Source organism: Pseudomonas mosselii, from assembly GCF_019823065.1.
Classification (GTDB): Bacteria; Pseudomonadota; Gammaproteobacteria; order Pseudomonadales; family Pseudomonadaceae; genus Aquipseudomonas; species Aquipseudomonas mosselii.
Genome location: NZ_CP081966.1, coordinates 4,832,097 through 4,850,003, shown reverse-complemented (window position 1 = coordinate 4,850,003; position 17,907 = coordinate 4,832,097). Strand labels below are relative to the sequence as shown.

Genomic DNA, 17,907 nt, shown 5'->3' with positions numbered 1-17,907 from the left:
GCGGGCCCGTTTTTATGGAGAGATGCCATGGGGCAGAAAATTGCGGGCACCTGCTACGTCAAGGTCGACGGTGCCCAACTGACCATCAAGGGCGGCTGCGAGGCACCACTGATGGAAGTGAACCGCACCACTCTGGTGCCTGGGTACTACAAGGAAGAGGAGCGACGCCCGTCGCTGAAGGTCACCGCGCTGCATACACCTGACTTCCCGCTGAAGAAGCTGGTCAACGGTACCGATATGACCATCACCTGCGAGTTCAGCAACGGCCGCGTCTATGTGCTGGCCGGTGCCTACCTGGTGGGCGAGCCGGTGAGCAAGGGCGACGACGCCGAAGTGGCTCTGGAGTTCGATGGCATCAAGGGGAGCTGGCAATGACCCAGGTACTCAAGCTCAGCGTGCCGCTGGAGGCTCACGGCGAAGTGCTCCAGGAGCTGGCCCTGCGCCGGCCGACGGTGCAGGAAGTGCGCGCCATCAAGGCGCTGCCGTACCGCATCGACAAGAGCGAGGAGGTCAGCCTGGACATGGATGTGGCGGCCAAGTACATCGCCGTCTGTGCCGGCATTCCGCCGTCGTCGGTCAACCAGATGGACCTGGCCGACCTCAACACCGCCAGCTGGGTCGTCGCCGGTTTTTTCATGAGTGCGGCGTCACCAGCATCGGCGCTCTGATCGCCATCGCCTACGACCTGGCCTGGTTCTGGCGGGTGGACCCCGAACGGATTCTGGCCAGGCCCCTGGACGTGCTGCGGGAATCCCTGGAGCACGCGCAACGGATCAATGCGATGCAGCAGGTACCATGATGGCAGATCAACTACAGCTCAATTCGCTGGTGCTCGACGCCCGGCGCCTGGCGGTCAACCTGGTGCAGGTCAACCAGCAGGTCAGCCAGGTGGTGGCCCAGACACCCAAGGTCGAGGGGCTTTCCGATGCCCTGGAGAAGAGCAAGCTCGGCGAGCTGGACATTGGCGCCTTGCTCAAGGGGGAGGGCCTTGCGGCACCGTTCGTCAGTGGCATCAAGGCTGCCCTGGCGTTCGAGCAGCACATGCACGACCTGCAACTCGGGCCGGTCAAGGATGACCCGTTGGAGAACACCGGTCTGCAACGGGACGCGCTGGCGCAGATGCTGCCCGAGGCTGGCATGCGGCAAGGCCAGGAAAGCCTCGAGCAGCTGCAAGGGGCGATCAAGGGCGTGACCCTGGCCTTCGGCCTGGCGTTGCTGCCGGCCTTCACGGCGGTGGCCCAGGCTTTGAAACCGCTGATCCAGGGCGTGGCCAGCCTGATCGTGGCCCACCCGCAACTGGTCGAGGGCGTTGCCGCTGCAGCGGCAGCCTTCACCGGCCTGCGAGTAGCGGCAACTTTGGCGCTGCTGGCATTCAATGCCACGCCCATCGGCCTGGTGGTCTCCGCCGTGGCCCTGGCGGTGGGGCTGATCGTGGCGTACTGGGAGCCGATCTCGGGCTTCTTCGCGGCAGTCGGCGAGCGTGTCGGCGCGGTTTTCCAGGCTATGGGGGCGGCGTTCGAGGCGCTTTTGCAATGGGACCCAATGGCGACGCTGCAGAGTGGCTGGAGCGCGCTGAGCGGTTTCTTCAGCGAACTCTGGGCGTCGACCCTGACGGGCCTGCAAAGCGCCTGGGGCATGCTCAAGGCGGTGCTGGCCTGGAGCCCGGTGGCACTGCTGTACAACAACTGGGGGAGTGTCGCGGGCTGGTTCGCCGATCTCGCAGGCCGGGTACAGTGGGCGTTCGCGCTGGCTTGGCAGGGGCTGCAGGCCGTGCTGGCCTGGAATCCACTGGTGCTGCTGTACGACAACTGGGGCGCCATCGTTGGCTGGCTGGGTGATCTGGCGGGCCAGGCCCTCGGTGTGCTGGCGCAAGGTTGGTCGACAATCGCCGGGCTATTCGAATGGTCGCCTCTAGCGGTGCTGAGCACGGCCTGGGGGACGGTCAGCGGTTTCTTCGGCGAACTGTGGGGCCAGTTGCTGGAGGGCATGGCGCCGATTCAGGATGCGCTGGCCAATCTGTTCACCGGCTCTCCACTGGAATGGCTGCAGCAATGGACTCCGGTGGCGGCCTGGCTGGGCGACTGGTGGGCGAAGCTTGCACCGATTGTCGAGCCGATCCGGGCGTTCTTCAGCGGCGCGTTTTCCGCCGTCTTCGATACTTTCGGCAAGCCGGGAGGCGACCAGCAGCCCGTAGCAGCGCCCGTCGGCGCTACACCACTCAGCAGTCCGCTGGCTGGCGAAGGTGGCAGCGGACTGGTGCAGCAGACCGCCGAAGCCCGGCGGACATACCTCGACGGCAGCCTGCTGCTGCGTTTCGAGAACCCGCCCCCCGGCCTAGCGCTGGTCACCAGCCAGAGCAATCAACCCGGGCTGAACATCCGCTCCAACGTGGGCGTGCGTTCCCTGTCGCAAGGAGGTACCTATGAATCGTGACTGGACCGAGAGCCTGCTGCCGGCGAGCTTCGCTGGGGTCAAGTTCTGGGTCGAAAAGGCCAGCGTGCCGGTGGGGCGCAAGGGCGCATTGCACGAATACCCGCAGCGCGATCAGGCGTACTTCGAGAGTCTTGGCCGCCAGGCCCAGGTGCACGAGCTGACCGGCTTCATCGTCGGCGCGGACTGCTTCGCCCAACGTGACCGCCTGCTCGCCGCGCTGGCCAAGGGTAGCGGCGAATTGCTGCACCCCTGGTTGGGGCGGTTGCAGGTCAAAGTGGGCGAATGCACCCTGAGCCATGAGCGCAAGGCGGGCGGGATGGCCAGCCTGGTCATGAAGTTCCACCCGAATACGCCGCTCACCTACCCGAGTGCCCAGGTCAACACCCGGCGCCAGCTGGAGCAGGCCTCGCAGTCGTTGCTTGAAGTCGCCTTGGCGCGGTTCCAGGCGGCCATGACCCAGGTCGATCGGGCGCGGGTCAACCTGCAGGCCCTGCGCAATCGCCTGTCCGGTTTCTACATCCTGGTCAACCAGCAGCTCAAGCCGCTGCTGGTGACGCTCGGCAGCCTCGGCGCGTTGGTGGATTCGCTGGTCAATGCGCCAGGGGCACTGGGCGCGTTGCTAGGTAACTATTTCAGCGACCTGCAAGGCAGCCTGGGCAGCTTCGGCGGTGCCTCCTCCGATGCGCCGGGCAGCCCAGCTGCCGCCTTGAACCAGGCGCTGGGTCGTGGTTATCGCGGCGTGCTGGCCAGCGCCACGCAACAGGCCGAAGCGGCGGCCGCGCTAGACACTCCGCCGCCGGGTGGCGGCAAGGATACCCAGCTCACCGCCCAGGCTTTGGGCGATTTGCTACAGGCGGCGATACTTGTGCAACTGGCGTTGCTGTTGGCGCGCATGCCGGTGAGCCCGCGCAGCGAATCCCTGCGCGAGACGCCGCCGCTGGCCGTGCAGCGCGTGCGACCGGTCGAGCGCGCTCAGGTGCCGGTGGCCGACGATGTGCGGGCCTTGCGCGAGCTGCTCGACGAGGTGATCTGGCAGGCCGCGCTCAAGGCCGACGCGGTCGACTACCAGGCCTTGAGCGACCTGCGTCGGCAACTGGATGCGCACCTGGACGCCGTGGCGGCCTCGGGCGTAAGTCTGGTCACGGTGCGGCCCGAGCAGCCGCTGCCGGCGCTGGTACTGGCCTATCGGCGTTTCGCTGACGCCACCCGGGCCGGCGAGATCGTCCAGCGCAATCGGGTGCGTCACCCAGGCTTCGTGCCGTCGCAGCCGTTGCAGATGGCGAGGGACTGAACCATGGGCGATCCTCGCAATGCCGTGACCCTCAGCGTCAACGGCCTGGACTACGGCGGCTGGACCAGCGTCAGCATCAGCGCCGGCTTCGAGCAGCAGGCGCGTAGCTTCAAGCTCGGCATCACCTGGCAATGGCCGGGGCAGGGCGCGGCGGTGCGCATCATGGCGGGCGACCGCTGCGAGTTGCGCATCGGGTCCGACCTGGTGTTGACCGGCTGGGTCTCGGCCACACCGATCAACCATGCCCACCAGCAGACAGGCTTGACGGTGCAGGGTGAGTCGCTGACCGTTGATCTGGTCGAGTGCTCGGCGATCAACCAGCCGGGCCAATGGCGCCAACAGCGCCTGGAGCAGATCGCCCAGGCGCTAGCCGCTCCCTACGGCGTGCGTGTGCGCAGTGAACTGGGATCACTCAAGCCGATCGCTCATCACGCCATCCAACCGGGCGAGACGGTGTTCCAATCACTGGATCGCCTGCTGACCGTGCAGACAGCCTATTCCACCGACGACGCCGAAGGACGGCTGGTACTGATTCGTCCGGGCAGCGGTGGGCAAGCCTGCGATGCCCTTGAGGTGGGCCGCAACGTGCTATCAGGCGGCGCCGCGCTCAGCCAGCAGAAGCGTTTCGCCGAATACCGCGTATGCGCCCAGCGCAAGGGCAAGGATGGCGAGGAAGCGCGCAAGGCCTGCGAGGTTCAGGCCACGGCCTTCGACCCAGCGGTGCGCCGACGGGTGCTGCTGATCAACGAAAGCCGTGCGATGAGCGAGACCGACGCCCAGCACCGCGTCGACTGGGAAGCCCGCAGCCGCGAGGCACAGACCTGGCAGGCGACCTACAAGGTGCAGGGCTGGCGGCAGTCCAACGGCGAGCTGTGGCGGCAGAACACCCTGGTGTGGGTCGTCGACCCGATTATTGGACTCCAGCGCTGGATGCTGATCGCCAAGGTCACCTACGACCTCGATGCCAATGGCTCGCTGACCACCCTCGAGGTAGCACCGCCGGCCAAGTTCGAACTCAACCCGACCGATCCGCAGCGGCCCGAGGCCGCAGCCGGCTGATCGGTCCCGACAGAGCACATCCCCATGAATCTATTAACGCGCATGCTGGCGCGCGGCAGCCTAGTGCTCGCCCATTCCGCCGGCAAGTTGCAACGCCTGCAGATGCGCCTGCTGGCGGGGGAGCTGCAGGACGACCTGGAGCACCTCGAGCCTTACGGCCTCACCAGCCATCCCCATCCTGGCGCCGAGGGGGTGGTTGCCTTCATTGGTGGCGACCGCTCCCACGGCGTGGTCCTGACCCTGAGCGACCGTCGTTACCGACTGCAGGCCTTGGCCCCAGGTGAGGTGGCGCTGTACACCGACGAAGGCGACCGCCTGCATTTCAAGCGCGGGCGGATCATCGATATCGACACCGCGACCCTGAACATCCGCGCCAGCACGGCGGTGAACATCGATTCGCCGCTGCTCAGCCACAGTGGCCGCATCGTCTCCAAGGGCGATCAGGTGGCCGCCGGCATCAGTCAGGTCCAGCACGTGCATGGCGGCGTGCAGGGCGGCAACGGCCAGACCGGGAGGCCGGCATGAGCCTGACTGCCATGACCCGGACGGGCCTGGAGCGCGCCGTACTGATCAGCCTGTTCAGTTGGCGCCGGGCGGCGCCGGACGACCCGCTCGACGACGAGCAGCGTCACGGCTGGTGGGGCGACAGCTACCCGAACGTGGCCGATGACCGTATCGGTTCGCGGCTGTGGCTGCTGCAACGGGTCAAGCTGACCGAGCAGACCCGCCGCGACGCCGAGTTTTATGCCCGCGAGGCCTTGCACTGGCTGGTCGACGACGGCCACTGCCGCGCGATCGAGGTGCGCGGCGAACGTCGCGGCCTGCAGCGCCTGGCCTTGCACACCACATTGGTGCTCGCTGACGGCGAGCGCCTGGAGATCAACCTGGGAGACAGCTGGCAGGTGAACTATGCCCTTTGAAACGCCAAACCTGGCGCAACTGATCGACCGCACCCAGAACGACCTGGGCCGCGTGCCGCTACGCCGGGCCGATGCCCAGGTGCTGGCCCGGGCCATCAGCGGTGCCGCCTATGGCCTATACGGCTACATGGACTGGATCGCCGAGCAGATCCTCCCGGACAGCGCCGACGAGGACACTCTCGAGCGCATGGCGACGCTGCGCCTGAAGCAACCGCGCAAGGCCGCCCAGCGCGCCACTGGCAGGGTGGCCTTCAATGCCATCGCTGGCGCGCGCCTGGAGCCCGACACATTGCTGCAGAGCGATGATGGACGCAGCTATCGCGTCAGCGAAACGCCGGTGCTGGTGTCGGGTGTCAATCAAGTTGCGGTCGAGGCCCTCGATCCCGGCACCGTCGGCAATGCCGAGGCGGGGTTGGCGCTGTTCTCGGTACAGCCCGTAGCCGGTGTCGGCGGGCCCTTCACCGTGCTGGCGCCGGGCGTGCGCGGCGGGGTGGCGGTCGAGAGCCTCGAGGCCTTGCGGGCTCGGGTGATCCGCTCGTATCGGGTGATCCCCCATGGTGGTTCTGCCGACGACTACGTGACCTGGGCGCTGGAGTTCCCTGGCGTGACCCGCGCCTGGTGTCGGCGCAATTACCTGGGGCCGGGTACCGTGGGCGTGTTCGTGATGTGCGACGAGGATGCCGAGCCCTTGCCGGACGCCAGTCAACTGGCTGCGGTTAAGGCCTACATCGAGCCGCTGCGACCGGTCACCGCCGAAGTGCATGTGCTGGCGCCGACGCCCATCGCGGTGACCTACCGCCTGCGCCTGACCCCCGACAGCAGCGCCGTGCGCGCCGCGGTCGAGGCGCAGTTGGCCGACCTGCACAAGCGCGAGGCCGAACTGGGCGAACCGCTGCTGCTCAGCCACATCCGCGAGGCCATAAGCGGTGCCAGCGGGGAGCGCGACCATCGCCTCGACTGGCCGAGCAGCGATGTGTCGGCGCAGCTCAACCAGTTGCTGGTGTATGGAGGTTGCCAATGGCTGGACTGAGAAACGCCGCTGACTATCACCAGCAACTGCGTGCGCTGTTGCCTGACGGCCCGGCCTGGGACCCGGAGCGGGTGCCGGAGCTGGATCAGGTGTTGGCCGGCACTGCCGAGGAGCTGGCGGGTCTGGACAGGCGCATCCGCGACCTGCAGTTCGAGATGGACCCGGCAACCTTTAGCGAGCTGGTGTCTGACTGGGAGCGGGTCATGCAGTTGCCCGATGCCTGCCTTGGGTCTTCGGCGGCGTTCGAGGATCGCCGCCTGGCCGTGCGCCAGCGCTTGCTGGCAGTGGGCGGTCAGCATATCGCCTATTACCTGGAGCTGGCCCAGGGCCAGGGCTATCCGTCGCCCACCGTCACCGAGCACAGGGCACCGCGCTTCGGCCGTGTGCGCTTTGGCCGGGACTACTTCGGCACTTGGCAGGCGCAGTTCATGTGGACCTTGAACACTGGCGGGCGGCAGCGCCTGGGGCGGCGCTTCGGCGCCAGCTATTTCGGCGAGCGCTTCGGCCTCAACCCGGGTAATGCCCTGGAGTGCCTGATACGGCGCAGCGCACCGGCGCACACGCAGGTGCGGATCAACTACGACTAGAGGAGAGCAACGTGGATTATCCGAAAAGTGTTCCCAGCGTCGGGCTGGTGAACGGCAAGTTCGTTGATGAAAACCCCGCGACGGGGATGCCGGGGTCGCTGATTCCGGCGAGTTGGGGTAATGCGGTGACCGAGGAACTGGTCAACGCGATCTATGCCGCCGGTATCGTTCCGACGGAGAACCGCAATGATCAGCTGGTCCTGGCGATCAGGCAGTTGGCCAAACTGGACCCGATGCAGAAGTTTCCAGTCCAGGTGTATCGCAGGAACCTGATCATCAACGGCAACTTCGATTTCTGGCAGCGCGGGACCTTGAATCCTGCAACCAATATTGGCGGATACGTGGCCGACCGTTTCCGCTGTGACTGGGACGGCAACGCAGGAGTGGTCATCTCTCGTCAGGGCTTCACGCCGGGCCAGACCGAAGTGCCCAACGAACCAAGGTTTTTCTTGCGCTGGCACCAGACGATCGCCGGCACCGGCAGTACCCAGCACCTGATCAGCCAAGCCGTGGAGTCGGTGGGTACGCTCGCCGGCAAGAAGGCAACGCTGAGTTTCTGGGCCAGAAGTGATGCGCCTCGAAACATTTCTGTCAGCTTCAGGCAGACGTTCGGATCGGGAGGGTCGCCTTCGGCAGGTGTCAGCGTGGGGGCCGGTCAGTTAAACATCACCACCGTCTGGCAGAAATACATCGTTGCTGTGCAGCTGCCTTCCATCGCCGGCAAGTTAATGGGCAGCAATGGCAACGACTACCTGCGGGTCGAGTGGAACCTGCCGTTGAATGCCCTGCAGATGTTCGATCTTGCCCAGGTACAGCTGGAGGAGGGGCCGGTCGAGACACCGTTCGAGCAACGCAGTGCGATGCAAGAACTCGCGCTGTGCCAGCGCTACTACGAGAAGACCTTCGAACTGAGCGCTAGGCCAGGTCACAACCAGGGATGGACTGGCGGCATGCTGGTGTCGTGGGTCTATGCCGGGCAGGCCAATTCGGCGTCGCAGCCCTATGCGCAATGGTCCTTCAAGGTCGAGAAGCGCGCAGTGCCCAGTGTCGCCCTGTATTCCCCGTTTGGAGGCACGGCAGGCCAGTGGCGCTCAGGCAGCGATGCCATTTCCTCGGGTAATGCCGCGGTGCTCTATGCCGGTACCCGTGGAACCCATGTCTACAACTCGGATGTCGCGGTCCCTTCGCAGGCCTACTACATCCATGCGACGGCCGATGCCGAACTCTGAGGATCAATCATGGCTTACCAACTGACCGAAAATCCCAATCTGGTGCTGCGACTTGAAGATGGTGCGACCGTTCCGTGTGGTCACCGATTCTGGGACGAATACGAAGCGTGGCTGGCGGCAGGCAACACGCCATCACCTGTCGAAAAGCCTGACGGCGCGTCGAACGAAAGGCATTGGCGTGATGCCCAGATCGCTCGGGTGCGATGGTTACGGGAGCGCCATATCGATGAGCAGGCGCGCGAGGAGGGCACGACCTTGACGGAGGATATGCACAAGGCGTTGCTGGACTACCTGCAAGCACTGCGTGACTGGCCGCAATCGATGGCTTACCCGGACCGCTCACAGCGTCCTGTAGAACCGCAGTGGTTGGCAGTGCAGCTGCTTGAGCAATGACGTCTATCGAGTATGGGCAATCAAGGTTGCCCTATCGTGGATGTTCTACTGTCCACACCGAAGACTTCCTGCTGTCGCCCGGAACTGACGGATGCCTGATGAGCTTTTCCCGGTGCACTTGAGCGTGTGCGCTCTCTATAGTCGGGAGCAGGCAAGGCATTACTTTCGCCGGGTCGTCCTGGCGCTGACACCACCAGGACCTCGCATATGTTCCACGACTTGCGCTGCGGCCAGTGCCACAAGCTGCTGGCCCGCGTCACCCCCGCCTCCGAGCTCCAGATCAAGTGCGGTCTTTGCCGCACCCTCAATCACGTGAAAGCCGCGCGCTTCGAGCCATCGCCCCTGAGCGAGCCACAGGCGGCACCGGCCGCCTTTCGATCAGACCGCAATGGAGAATGCACCGATGCCGCTCACTGAACAGCAACTCAAGCAGATCTACCCGCTCGCCGGCCAACGCGTCGCCGCCTTCCTGCCGGCGCTGAACACGGCCATGGCCAACTGGGAAATCGACCACCCCAAACGCATTGCCGCGTTCCTGGCCCAGGTCGGCCATGAATCCGGCCAGCTGCGCTACGTCAAGGAACTGGGCAACGAACGCTACCTGGCCCGCTACGACACCGGCACCCTGGCCCTGCGCCTGGGTAACACTCCCGAAGCCGACGGCGACGGCCAACGCTATTGTGGCCGTGGCCTGATCCAGGTGACCGGGCGCAACAACTACCAAGCCTGCAGCCGTGCGCTGTTCGGCGACGAACGCCTGCTGGCGCAACCGCAGATGCTCGAGCAGCCGCGCTGGGCCTGCGAATCGGCGGCCTGGTTCTGGCACTCGCGCGGGCTCAACGCCCTGGCCGACCAGGGCGAGTTCAACCGCATCACCCGGCATATCAACGGCGGCCTGAACGGCTTGTCGGAGCGCCTCGAACTGTGGACGCGGGCGCGGGAGGTGCTGTGCTGAGCCGCCTGCAACTGGCGCTGTGCCTTGGGTTGATGGCGTTGTCTGCGGCGCTGGCTTGGCAACTGCAGGGCTGGCGCCTTGGCCGTCAACTGGCCGAGCAGGAACAGGCGCTGGTGCAGCAGCGCCTTGACCAGGCCGAGGCGCTGCACGGCCTGCTGCTCGCCGAACGCGATCAGCGCCAGGACCTCGAACAACGCCTGCATGACAGTGAAACGAAGCATTTCCAGGAGCTGACCAATGCCCAACAGACTCAGGCTCGCCTGCGTGACCGCCTTGCTACTGCCGATCTGCGCCTGTCGGTCCTGGTCGAGCGCGACACCGCCTGTGCCCCAGTGCCTGCCGCCGCCGGCGCCAGCGGCGTGGATCATGGCCCCGTACGCGCCAGACTTGACCCGGCGCATGCTCGACGAATTGTCGCCATCACCGACGACGGCGACCGTGGACTGATCGCCCTGCGGGCGTGTCAGGCCTATATCCGTGCGCTGTCGCCCTGAGTGCTTGCCAGCAGGGGCGGGAGTGGTAGGGTAGGGCGCAGTCTTGCCAGGAGCTAGCCATGGACCCGATCACCGTACTCTCCACCCGCCTGGGCGAACACCTGCGGCGCTTCAACGCCCAGGTGAGCACTGCTGAATCCTGCACCGGCGGCGGCATCGCCGAGGCGATCACCCGCATCCCCGGCAGCTCGGCCTGGTTCGAGGCCGGCTATGTCACCTATTCCAATGCCCAGAAAACCCGCCAGTTGGGCGTCCCCGAGGCGTTGTTCGCCCAGGTGGGGGCGGTCAGCCAGGAAGTGGTCGAGGCCATGGTGCGGGGCGCCCAGGCCGCCAGCGGAGCGCGCTTTGCGGTGGCGGTCAGTGGCGTGGCCGGGCCAGACGGCGGTTCGCCGGCCAAGCCGGTGGGCACGGTGTGGCTGGCCTGGGCTGACGGAACCCACGTGAGCAGCGAGCGCCGGCACTTCGACGGCGACCGCGAAGCGGTGCGCCGACAGACGGTGATCGCCGCGTTAGACGGCTTGTTACAGCTTGGTGCGGAGTAAATCGCCCGACGGGGGTTTGCGGAAACGAATCGCTGTGGAATAATACTGGCTACTTATACAGTTATTCCGGCCGTCAGGGCCACGTCGAACACGTGAGGATTTCAATGGACGACAACAAGAAGCGCGCCTTGGCTGCGGCCCTGGGTCAAATCGAACGCCAATTCGGCAAGGGCGCGGTCATGCGCATGGGCGACCACGAGCGCCAGGCCATCCCTGCCATCTCCACCGGTTCCCTCGGCCTGGACATCGCCCTGGGCATCGGCGGCCTGCCGAAAGGCCGTATCGTCGAGATCTACGGCCCGGAATCCTCGGGTAAAACCACGCTGACCCTGTCGGTCATCGCCGAAGCCCAGAAGAACGGCGCCACCTGCGCCTTCGTCGACGCCGAGCACGCCCTCGACCCTGAGTACGCCGGCAAGCTGGGCGTCAACGTCGACGACCTGCTGGTCTCGCAGCCGGACACCGGCGAACAGGCCCTGGAAATCACCGACATGCTGGTGCGCTCCAACGCCGTCGACGTGATCATCGTCGACTCCGTGGCCGCCCTGGTGCCGAAGGCCGAGATCGAAGGCGAGATGGGCGACATGCACGTCGGCCTGCAGGCACGCCTGATGTCCCAGGCCCTGCGCAAGATCACCGGTAACATCAAGAACGCCAACTGCCTGGTCATCTTCATCAACCAGATCCGTATGAAGATCGGCGTGATGTTTGGCAGCCCGGAAACCACCACCGGTGGTAACGCCCTGAAGTTCTACGCCTCGGTGCGCCTGGACATCCGCCGTACCGGCGCGGTCAAGGAAGGCGACGAAGTGGTCGGTAGCGAAACCCGCGTCAAGATCGTCAAGAACAAGGTTTCGCCACCGTTCCGTCAGGCCGAGTTCCAGATCCTCTACGGCAAGGGCATCTACCGCAACGGCGAGATCATCGACCTGGGTGTGTCCCAAGGCCTGGTGGAAAAATCCGGTGCCTGGTACAGCTACCAGGGCAACAAAATCGGTCAAGGCAAGGCCAACGCCGCCAAGTACCTGCAAGAGAACCCGGCCATTGGCAGCGAGATCGAGAAGCAGATTCGCGACAAGCTGCTGACCGCGGGTGCCGCCGCCGCTGCAGCAGCTGCCGCCAAGGCCGGTGCAGCCGAAGCCGATGCCGACGACCTGGCTGACGCCGACGCCGGTTATTGATTGGCCCCATGTCCGTCGTACTCGACACCCCCGTCGCCGTTCGGCGGACAGCCATGGACCTGCTCGCTCGCCGCGAGCATGGTCGCGTCGAGCTGACGCGCAAGCTGCGTCAGCGTGGCGCACCGGACGAGCTGATCGAGCCTGCGCTCGATCGGCTGGCCGAAGAAGGGCTGCTCAGTGAGGCCCGCTATCTGGAAAGCTTCATCCGCTACCGGTCCAGTGCCGGCTACGGCCCCGCGCGAATTCGCGAGGAGCTTGGCCAACGCGGCTTGAACCGTGGCGATATCGACCAGGCCCTGCGCGACAGCGAAGTGGACTGGGCGACGCAACTGCGTGATGTCTGGCAGCGCAAGTTCGCCGGGCAACGCCCGCAAGATCCACGCAGCCGGGCGCAGCAGACACGTTTTCTCGCCTACCGTGGTTTCCCCATGGACATGATTGGCCGGCTGCTCAGCGGTCGTGATCTCGACGATTATTGATGCCCTGTACGGCTGACACCCATGCGTGTCAGCCGTACAGGGCATTTTGCGTTCAGCTGACCCGCAAGGCTTCCCGGGCGCGCTGGGTGGTGTGCATCGGCTGGGGTTTGGCCCAGTTCTCCGGCAGATTGATGAAGTCGACCAGTTCGCGCAGGCGGCCCTGGTCGCGGCCGTTGAAGGCAAAGGTCAGGCGCGTCAGGTGGCTGAAGTTGCCTTCCTCGTGTTCGGCGCCGCTGTCCGGTTGCTGGTGGTACCTGCCGCTCAGGCGCAGGTCGGCGAAGCCTTCTTCCACATCATGCAGGGCCGCCTCGCTCAAGGGGTGGTGCATGCGGATCACGAACTGGCTCTTCAGCCAGCGGCTGGAGTGGTAGTTGCTGTAGAACTGGTTGATCTCCTCGACCGCCTCGTCGGCGCTGTGCACCAGGCGCACCAGCTTGAGGTCGCTGGGCAGGATATAGCGGTTCTCTTCGAGCTGGCGGCTGATGAAGGCCAGGGCGTCCTGCCAGAAACTGCCGCCGGGCGAGTCGAGCAGCACCACCGGCACCAACGGGCTCTTGCCGGTCTGGATCAGCGTCAGCACCTCCAGCGCCTCGTCGAGGGTGCCGAAGCCGCCGGGGCAGAGCACCAGCGCGTCGGCTTCCTTGACGAAGAACAGCTTGCGGATGAAGAAGAAATGGAACGGCAGCAGCTTGTCGGTGCCATTGACCGTGGCATTGGCGTGCTGTTCGAACGGCAGGGTGATGTTGAAGCCCAGGCTGTGGTCGGTGCCGGCGCCTTCATGGGCGGCGGCCATGATGCCGCCACCGGCGCCGGTGATGACCATCAGGTCCGAACGCGCCAGCGTCGCGCCCAGCTCCCGGGCCAGGGCGTACATGGGGTGTTCCATTGGTGTGCGCGCCGAACCGAATACGGTGACTTTGCGCCGCCCCTTGTAGTGCTCGAGGGTGCGGAAGGAGTGGTCGAGCTCGCGCAGGGCCTGCAGGGTGATCTTGGCGTTCCAGCGGTTGCGGTCGTCGTGGGCCATGCGCAGCACGGTCAGCAGCATGTCGCGGTACAGCGGCAGGTTGGGACTGTTCGGCGCGACCAGTTGCAGTTGTTCGTCGATCTTGCTCAGGTCGATGCCGTTGTCCCTGAAATGGTTGAACAGCAGCTCGTTCGATTGGTAAGGCATTCAACGTCTCCTTCTGCAGCAAAACCTCTGACCGGGTCGATGGCGTGTCCCGGCCGCGACACTGCGTGTGTCGCTGGCTGCTGTGGCTCGAGTGTCCCCCCGAGCGTTGCAGTAGGCCTTCAAGGCCATGTTGCAGTGGCAATTCCATCGCGTTGTCGTTGTTATGGGTACTCGATATCAATCTAGACGCTGGCGCGGCTTTGTGCCGCCACAGGCGCGCACTACCGCCGGTCAGGCGAAAGCCAGTGACGACAGGGCTTTGATTAACTGGGGGCAGTGAAGCGATACAGCGAGGTGACGGTATGCACCGGCTGGTGATCGAGGTGGATAGGCAACTGTTGCAGTTGCTCGAGTACGAGGCCAAGGCTCATCACCTGAGTCTTGAGGGGGAGTGCCTGCGCCGGCTGCAAGGGGCCGAGGCGCATTCGCGCTACTTGCAGGCCCTGCTGGCCGAGTTGCGCGCCGATGATGAGCAGCGGCGCGCCAGTAACAGCGATCAGCTGGCTTGAATCACTTCTTCTTGTTGCCGGCCGCGCAGCTGGCGGCGTCGAAGGCCTGGTCCATGACCGGCTGGTTGGTCTTGTAGACAGTGAAGCGGTAGACCATTACGGCACCCTTGGACATCAGCTGGCGGTAGCCGTTGTTACGGCACACGCTGTCACCCAGCTGGCTGCGAACCTGCGCGGGATTGGCCTGCATGCGCTGGGCGTGCTCCTGGCGTACGCTCAGGTGATTGACCAGTGCCTTGCCTTCGACGGTGTAGCCCTGGTCGAGGATGTCCTCGTTGATGGCACGCGGGGTGCCGACGCTGCTTTCCTTGGCGACCTTCTGCAGCATCTGGTTCAGCTCGTATTCCTGCTTGGACGCAGCCTGGGCGGCCAGGGGCAGGGCGAGCAGCAGGCTCAGGGTCGGGACGATAAGACGCAGCATGGATCTCTCCTGGTTCGATGACTGGCGCTTTGACCAGCGCCGACGGGCGGCGTTCCATGAAACCGCAGGGTTTCCAGGCCGCCAGGACCTGCGATTATAAAGGAGCGGCGCCGCTGGCTGCACGGCAAATGACGTGGGCTCTGGTAGACTGGGCGCCTTGTTTTCATCGAGTCGTCGCCGTGCCCCTCCCACTTCCCTGCCAAGGCCTGCTGCCATGAGCCACGCGGTAGCGCGCCTACGCGCCGAACGCCTGGCGCGCAGCATCAAACCCTTTGTCGCCCGAGGCTCCCGCGCCGAGCGTTGCCCGGATTGCCGGGTGATCGCCACGCACTGCCTGTGCGCCTGGAAACCCCGGGTGCCGGCCGAGTCCGGCATGTGCCTGCTGATGCACGATACCGAGCCGCTGAAGCCGACCAACACCGGTTGGTTGATCGCCGATGTGATCGAGGACACCTCGGCCTTCGGCTGGCTGCGCACCTCGGTGGACGAGGGGCTGCTGGCGCTGCTGGACGATCCCCGCTGGCAGCCCTACATCGTCTTTCCGGGCGAGTTCGTCAAGGAAGATCGGGTGGTCAGCGAAGTCGTGCGCGAGCCGGGCAAGCGCCCGTTGTTCATCTTGCTCGACGCCACCTGGACCGAGGCGCGCAAGATGTTCCGCAAGAGCCCTTACCTCGATCGCTTCCCGGTGCTGAGCCTGCAGCCCGAGCAGATGTCGCGCTACCGCCTGCGCCGTTCCAAGCGTGATGACCACTTCTGCACCGCCGAAGTGGCCGCCATGTGCCTGGAACTGGCCGGCGACGGCCAGGCTTCGCAGGCCCTGGACGCCTACCTGGACGTCTTCAGCCTGCACTACCTCAGTGGCAAGCGGCGCCTGCCGCTGGACGAGCAGGACGAGGTCCACCAGCGTTTGCATACCTTCCTATAGTCCAAGGGGCAGGCGCGACGGATTGGTTCATACTGTCGGGGCTGGCAGCCAGGGTAGGCGGGTTCGACCGGGCAAGTGGCTTGACCACCCGGGGCGTGCTCGGCATCCTTGGCGCCGCTTCGGGCACGACGAAACTGCTGTTATCCCGGACTTCGCCGTGCCATCCCGGCCCGCGGCCCTGCCGTTCGCGCCATGAGTTGCCCGCCAGGCGTCTCCCGTATCCCCTGCGCCTGGCACAGAACAGGATCCATAGATCGATGGCCACATACGAAATCCTGATTGCCGATGACCACCCGCTGTTTCGCAGCGCACTGCGCCAGGCCGTTACCCTCGGCCTGGGCCCGGACGTGCGCCTGGTCGAGGTGGCGAGCATCGCCGAACTGGAAACCAGCCTCACCGAGAAAGCCGACTGGGACCTGGTCCTGCTGGACCTGAACATGCCCGGCGCCTATGGCTTCTCCGGCCTGGTCCTGCTGCGCGGCCAGTACCCGCAGATCCCGGTGGTGATGGTCTCGGCCCAGGAAGAGGCGGCCGTCGTGGTCAAGTCCCGCGAATTCGGCGCCAGCGGCTTCATCCCCAAGTCCAGCGAGCTCAGCAAGATCCAGGAAGCTGTGCGCAACGTGCTCGATGGCGATGTCTGGTGGCCGCCGCAGGCATTCGACAAGGTCGATGTGTCGGCCGAGGCCAAGGCCGCCAGCGAAGGCCTGGCCAGTCTCACCCCGCAGCAGTTCCGCGTGCTGACCATGGTCTGCGAAGGGCTGCTGAACAAGCAGATCGCCTATGAGCTGAACGTTTCCGAGGCGACCATCAAGGCCCACGTGACGGCGATCTTCCGCAAGCTGGGGGTGCGCACGCGGACCCAGGCGGCGCTGCTGCTGCAACAACTTGAATCGGTTTCGGCCAGCTAAGTACCCGTGCATTCACGCTTTTTTGACTCAGGCTGGACTAGCCTTCGGGCCTTTCTCCGGTGAAGTGACGGACACACATGTCGCCATTCAAAGGCCAGACCGGCCTCAAACGTATCGTCAACGCCGCCAGCTATTCGCTGGACGGTCTGCGCACCGCCTTCAAGGGCGAGGCCGCCTTCCGGCAGCTGGTGCTGCTCAACGTGGTGCTGGTGCCGCTGGCCTTCTGGCTGCCGGTCAGTCGCGGTGAGCGGGCGATCCTCATTGCCGTGTGCCTGCTGGGGCTGATCGTCGAATTGCTCAATTCGGCGGTGGAGGCGGCCATCGACCGCATTTCCCTCGACCGCCACCCGCTGTCGAAGAACGCCAAGGACATGGGCAGCGCCGCGCAGCTGGTGGCCATGAGCATGGTTGCGGTGGTCTGGGGTGTGATCCTGCTTGGTTGAGCCTTCAAGCGATCGGCGGCAGCACGATTTCGTCGCTGCGCCGCACGCCTGCAGTAAAGCTGCGGCACAGTTCGAGGAACTCGCGCATGGCCGAGGTCTGGTACTTCTGTTTGTGCCAGATGAAGTAGAACTGCCGCGCCAGGTCCAGGGTCGGGGTCTCCACCGGTACCAGGCTGCCGCGGCGGAAAGCATCCCGCAGGGCCAGGCGTGAGATGCAGCCGATGCCCAGGCCCGACTCCACGGCACGCTTGATCGCCTCGGTATGTTCCAGTTCCAGGCGGATGTTCAGGTTGGCGCGGTGATGGCGCATGGCCTGGTCGAAGGTCAGGCGCGTGCCCGAGCCCTGCTCGCGCAGGATCCAGGCTTCATGGGATAACTGCTCGATACCGGCATGGCCGACCTTGGCCAGGGGATGCTGGGGCGCACAGAACACCACCAGCTCGTCCTCCACCCAGGGCTGAACCTCAAGATCGGGATGGTTGCAGTCACCTTCGATTAGACCCAGGTCAATTTCATAGTGGGCGACCTGTTGCACGATATGCGCGGTGTTCTGCACGTGCAGCTTGACCTGGCTTTCCGGGTGTACCTGCATGAAGCTGCCGATCAGCAGGGTGGCCAGGTAGTTGCCGATCGTCAGCGTGGCGCCGACGGCCAGCGAGCCGAACCCCGACTTGCCGTTGAGCAGGTCCTCGATCTCCTTGGCCTGGTCGAGCAGGGCCACGGCCTGGGGCAGCAGTTGATGGCCCAGAGCATTGAGACTCAGGCGCTTGCCGGCGCGGTCGAACAGCTGGCAGCTGGACTGGCGCTCCAGTTCGGTGATCGAGGTGCTGGCGGCCGATTGCGACAAGGCCAGCACGCCGGCGGCCCGGGACACGCTCTGGTGCTGGGCGACGGCGACGAATACCTGGAGCTGACGGAGTGTGAATCGCATATCTAT

General features: G+C 65.3%; 24 protein-coding genes. 21 read left to right on the top strand and 3 right to left on the bottom strand.

Features of this window, described 5'->3' with window-relative positions:
* Window positions 1-27: 27 nt before the first annotated feature.
* From K5H97_RS22565 to recX, 17 genes are all read left to right on the top strand, one after another.
* Entirely contained in the window at window positions 28-375 is a 348-nt protein-coding gene (locus K5H97_RS22565) for a phage tail tube protein (protein ID WP_011535205.1), read from the top strand.
* Window positions 372-668: a phage tail assembly protein gene (locus tag K5H97_RS22560; protein ID WP_028690629.1), complete on the top strand. Its 297-nt coding sequence runs from the start codon at window positions 372-374 to the stop codon at window positions 666-668. The genes K5H97_RS22565 and K5H97_RS22560 overlap by 4 nt, the downstream gene beginning before the upstream one ends.
* 130 nt (window positions 669-798) lie before the next feature.
* Window positions 799-2,433, top strand: a complete 1,635-nt coding sequence (locus tag K5H97_RS22555; protein ID WP_028690628.1) for a phage tail tape measure protein — start codon at window positions 799-801, stop codon at window positions 2,431-2,433.
* Window positions 2,423-3,724: a DNA circularization protein gene (locus K5H97_RS22550; protein ID WP_028690627.1), complete on the top strand. Its 1,302-nt coding sequence runs from the start codon at window positions 2,423-2,425 to the stop codon at window positions 3,722-3,724. The genes K5H97_RS22555 and K5H97_RS22550 overlap by 11 nt, the downstream gene beginning before the upstream one ends.
* A 3-nt stretch (window positions 3,725-3,727) precedes the next feature.
* Window positions 3,728-4,783 carry a phage baseplate assembly protein gene (locus K5H97_RS22545; protein ID WP_028690626.1) on the top strand — a complete coding sequence of 352 codons (1,056 nt, stop codon included), beginning with the start codon at window positions 3,728-3,730 and terminating at the stop codon, window positions 4,781-4,783.
* 24 nt (window positions 4,784-4,807) lie between these two features.
* The gene (locus K5H97_RS22540; protein WP_028690625.1) at window positions 4,808-5,308 is read left to right on the top strand and encodes a phage baseplate assembly protein V; all 501 of its coding nucleotides are present in this window, start codon (window positions 4,808-4,810) and stop codon (window positions 5,306-5,308) included.
* A complete protein-coding gene (locus K5H97_RS22535; RefSeq protein ID WP_028690624.1) occupies window positions 5,305-5,703 on the top strand; it encodes a phage GP46 family protein in 399 nt (132 codons plus the stop codon). The genes K5H97_RS22540 and K5H97_RS22535 overlap by 4 nt, the downstream gene beginning before the upstream one ends.
* Window positions 5,693-6,733: a baseplate J/gp47 family protein gene (locus tag K5H97_RS22530; protein WP_028690623.1), complete on the top strand. Its 1,041-nt coding sequence runs from the start codon at window positions 5,693-5,695 to the stop codon at window positions 6,731-6,733. Before K5H97_RS22535 ends, K5H97_RS22530 begins: the two co-directional genes overlap by 11 nt.
* Window positions 6,721-7,320 (top strand): YmfQ family protein, encoded by a 600-nt coding sequence (locus K5H97_RS22525; protein WP_028690622.1) that lies wholly within the window; start codon window positions 6,721-6,723, stop codon window positions 7,318-7,320. Before K5H97_RS22530 ends, K5H97_RS22525 begins: the two co-directional genes overlap by 13 nt.
* 11 nt (window positions 7,321-7,331) lie before the next feature.
* On the top strand, window positions 7,332-8,549 hold the full coding sequence (locus K5H97_RS22520) for a hypothetical protein (protein WP_028690621.1): 1,218 nt from the start codon (window positions 7,332-7,334) through the stop codon (window positions 8,547-8,549).
* Between the two features lie 9 nt (window positions 8,550-8,558).
* Complete coding sequence (locus K5H97_RS22515) at window positions 8,559-8,942, top strand: phage tail assembly chaperone (protein ID WP_028690620.1); 384 nt, start codon at window positions 8,559-8,561, stop codon at window positions 8,940-8,942.
* A 207-nt stretch (window positions 8,943-9,149) separates the two neighbouring features.
* On the top strand, window positions 9,150-9,359 hold the full coding sequence (locus tag K5H97_RS22510) for a Com family DNA-binding transcriptional regulator (RefSeq protein WP_036986090.1): 210 nt from the start codon (window positions 9,150-9,152) through the stop codon (window positions 9,357-9,359).
* Window positions 9,346-9,897, top strand: coding sequence for a glycoside hydrolase family 19 protein (locus K5H97_RS22505; protein WP_028690619.1), 552 nt, complete (start codon window positions 9,346-9,348; stop codon window positions 9,895-9,897). Before K5H97_RS22510 ends, K5H97_RS22505 begins: the two co-directional genes overlap by 14 nt.
* 32 nt (window positions 9,898-9,929) lie before the next feature.
* Window positions 9,930-10,391 carry a lysis system i-spanin subunit Rz gene (locus K5H97_RS22500; protein WP_051555675.1) on the top strand — a complete coding sequence of 154 codons (462 nt, stop codon included), beginning with the start codon at window positions 9,930-9,932 and terminating at the stop codon, window positions 10,389-10,391.
* A 59-nt stretch (window positions 10,392-10,450) separates the two neighbouring features.
* Entirely contained in the window at window positions 10,451-10,933 is a 483-nt protein-coding gene (locus tag K5H97_RS22495) for a CinA family protein (RefSeq protein WP_028690617.1), read from the top strand.
* Window positions 10,934-11,037: 104 nt separating this feature from the next.
* Window positions 11,038-12,114 (top strand): recombinase RecA, encoded by a 1,077-nt coding sequence (gene recA, locus K5H97_RS22490; RefSeq protein WP_028690616.1) that lies wholly within the window; start codon window positions 11,038-11,040, stop codon window positions 12,112-12,114.
* 8 nt (window positions 12,115-12,122) lie between these two features.
* Window positions 12,123-12,593 carry a recombination regulator RecX gene (recX, locus tag K5H97_RS22485; protein WP_028690615.1) on the top strand — a complete coding sequence of 157 codons (471 nt, stop codon included), beginning with the start codon at window positions 12,123-12,125 and terminating at the stop codon, window positions 12,591-12,593.
* A gap of 52 nt (window positions 12,594-12,645) precedes the next feature.
* On the opposite strand, the gene K5H97_RS22480 is transcribed toward recX, so the two are convergent.
* The gene (locus K5H97_RS22480) at window positions 12,646-13,764 is read right to left on the bottom strand and encodes an LOG family protein (protein ID WP_028690614.1); all 1,119 of its coding nucleotides are present in this window, start codon (window positions 13,762-13,764) and stop codon (window positions 12,646-12,648) included.
* Between the two features lie 302 nt (window positions 13,765-14,066).
* Between K5H97_RS22480 and K5H97_RS22475 the strand changes: the two genes are divergently transcribed.
* The gene (locus tag K5H97_RS22475; RefSeq protein WP_028690613.1) at window positions 14,067-14,273 is read left to right on the top strand and encodes a hypothetical protein; all 207 of its coding nucleotides are present in this window, start codon (window positions 14,067-14,069) and stop codon (window positions 14,271-14,273) included.
* 1 nt (window position 14,274) lies between these two features.
* Here K5H97_RS22475 and K5H97_RS22470 read toward each other — a convergent pair whose 3' ends face one another.
* A complete protein-coding gene (locus K5H97_RS22470) occupies window positions 14,275-14,694 on the bottom strand; it encodes a quorum-sensing-regulated virulence factor family protein (protein WP_028690612.1) in 420 nt (139 codons plus the stop codon).
* A gap of 214 nt (window positions 14,695-14,908) precedes the next feature.
* Here K5H97_RS22470 and K5H97_RS22465 point away from each other — a divergent pair, with 214 nt between their 5' ends.
* From K5H97_RS22465 to K5H97_RS22455, 3 genes are all read left to right on the top strand, one after another.
* Entirely contained in the window at window positions 14,909-15,619 is a 711-nt protein-coding gene (locus K5H97_RS22465; protein ID WP_028690611.1) for a tRNA-uridine aminocarboxypropyltransferase, read from the top strand.
* A gap of 257 nt (window positions 15,620-15,876) precedes the next feature.
* On the top strand, window positions 15,877-16,527 hold the full coding sequence (gene erdR / locus K5H97_RS22460) for a response regulator transcription factor ErdR (RefSeq protein WP_028690610.1): 651 nt from the start codon (window positions 15,877-15,879) through the stop codon (window positions 16,525-16,527).
* Between the two features lie 77 nt (window positions 16,528-16,604).
* On the top strand, window positions 16,605-16,970 hold the full coding sequence (locus K5H97_RS22455; protein ID WP_028690609.1) for a diacylglycerol kinase: 366 nt from the start codon (window positions 16,605-16,607) through the stop codon (window positions 16,968-16,970).
* Between the two features lie 4 nt (window positions 16,971-16,974).
* On the opposite strand, the gene finR is transcribed toward K5H97_RS22455, so the two are convergent.
* Window positions 16,975-17,901 carry a LysR family transcriptional regulator FinR gene (gene finR, locus K5H97_RS22450; RefSeq protein ID WP_028690608.1) on the bottom strand — a complete coding sequence of 309 codons (927 nt, stop codon included), beginning with the start codon at window positions 17,899-17,901 and terminating at the stop codon, window positions 16,975-16,977.
* Between the last annotated feature and the right edge of the window lie 6 nt (window positions 17,902-17,907).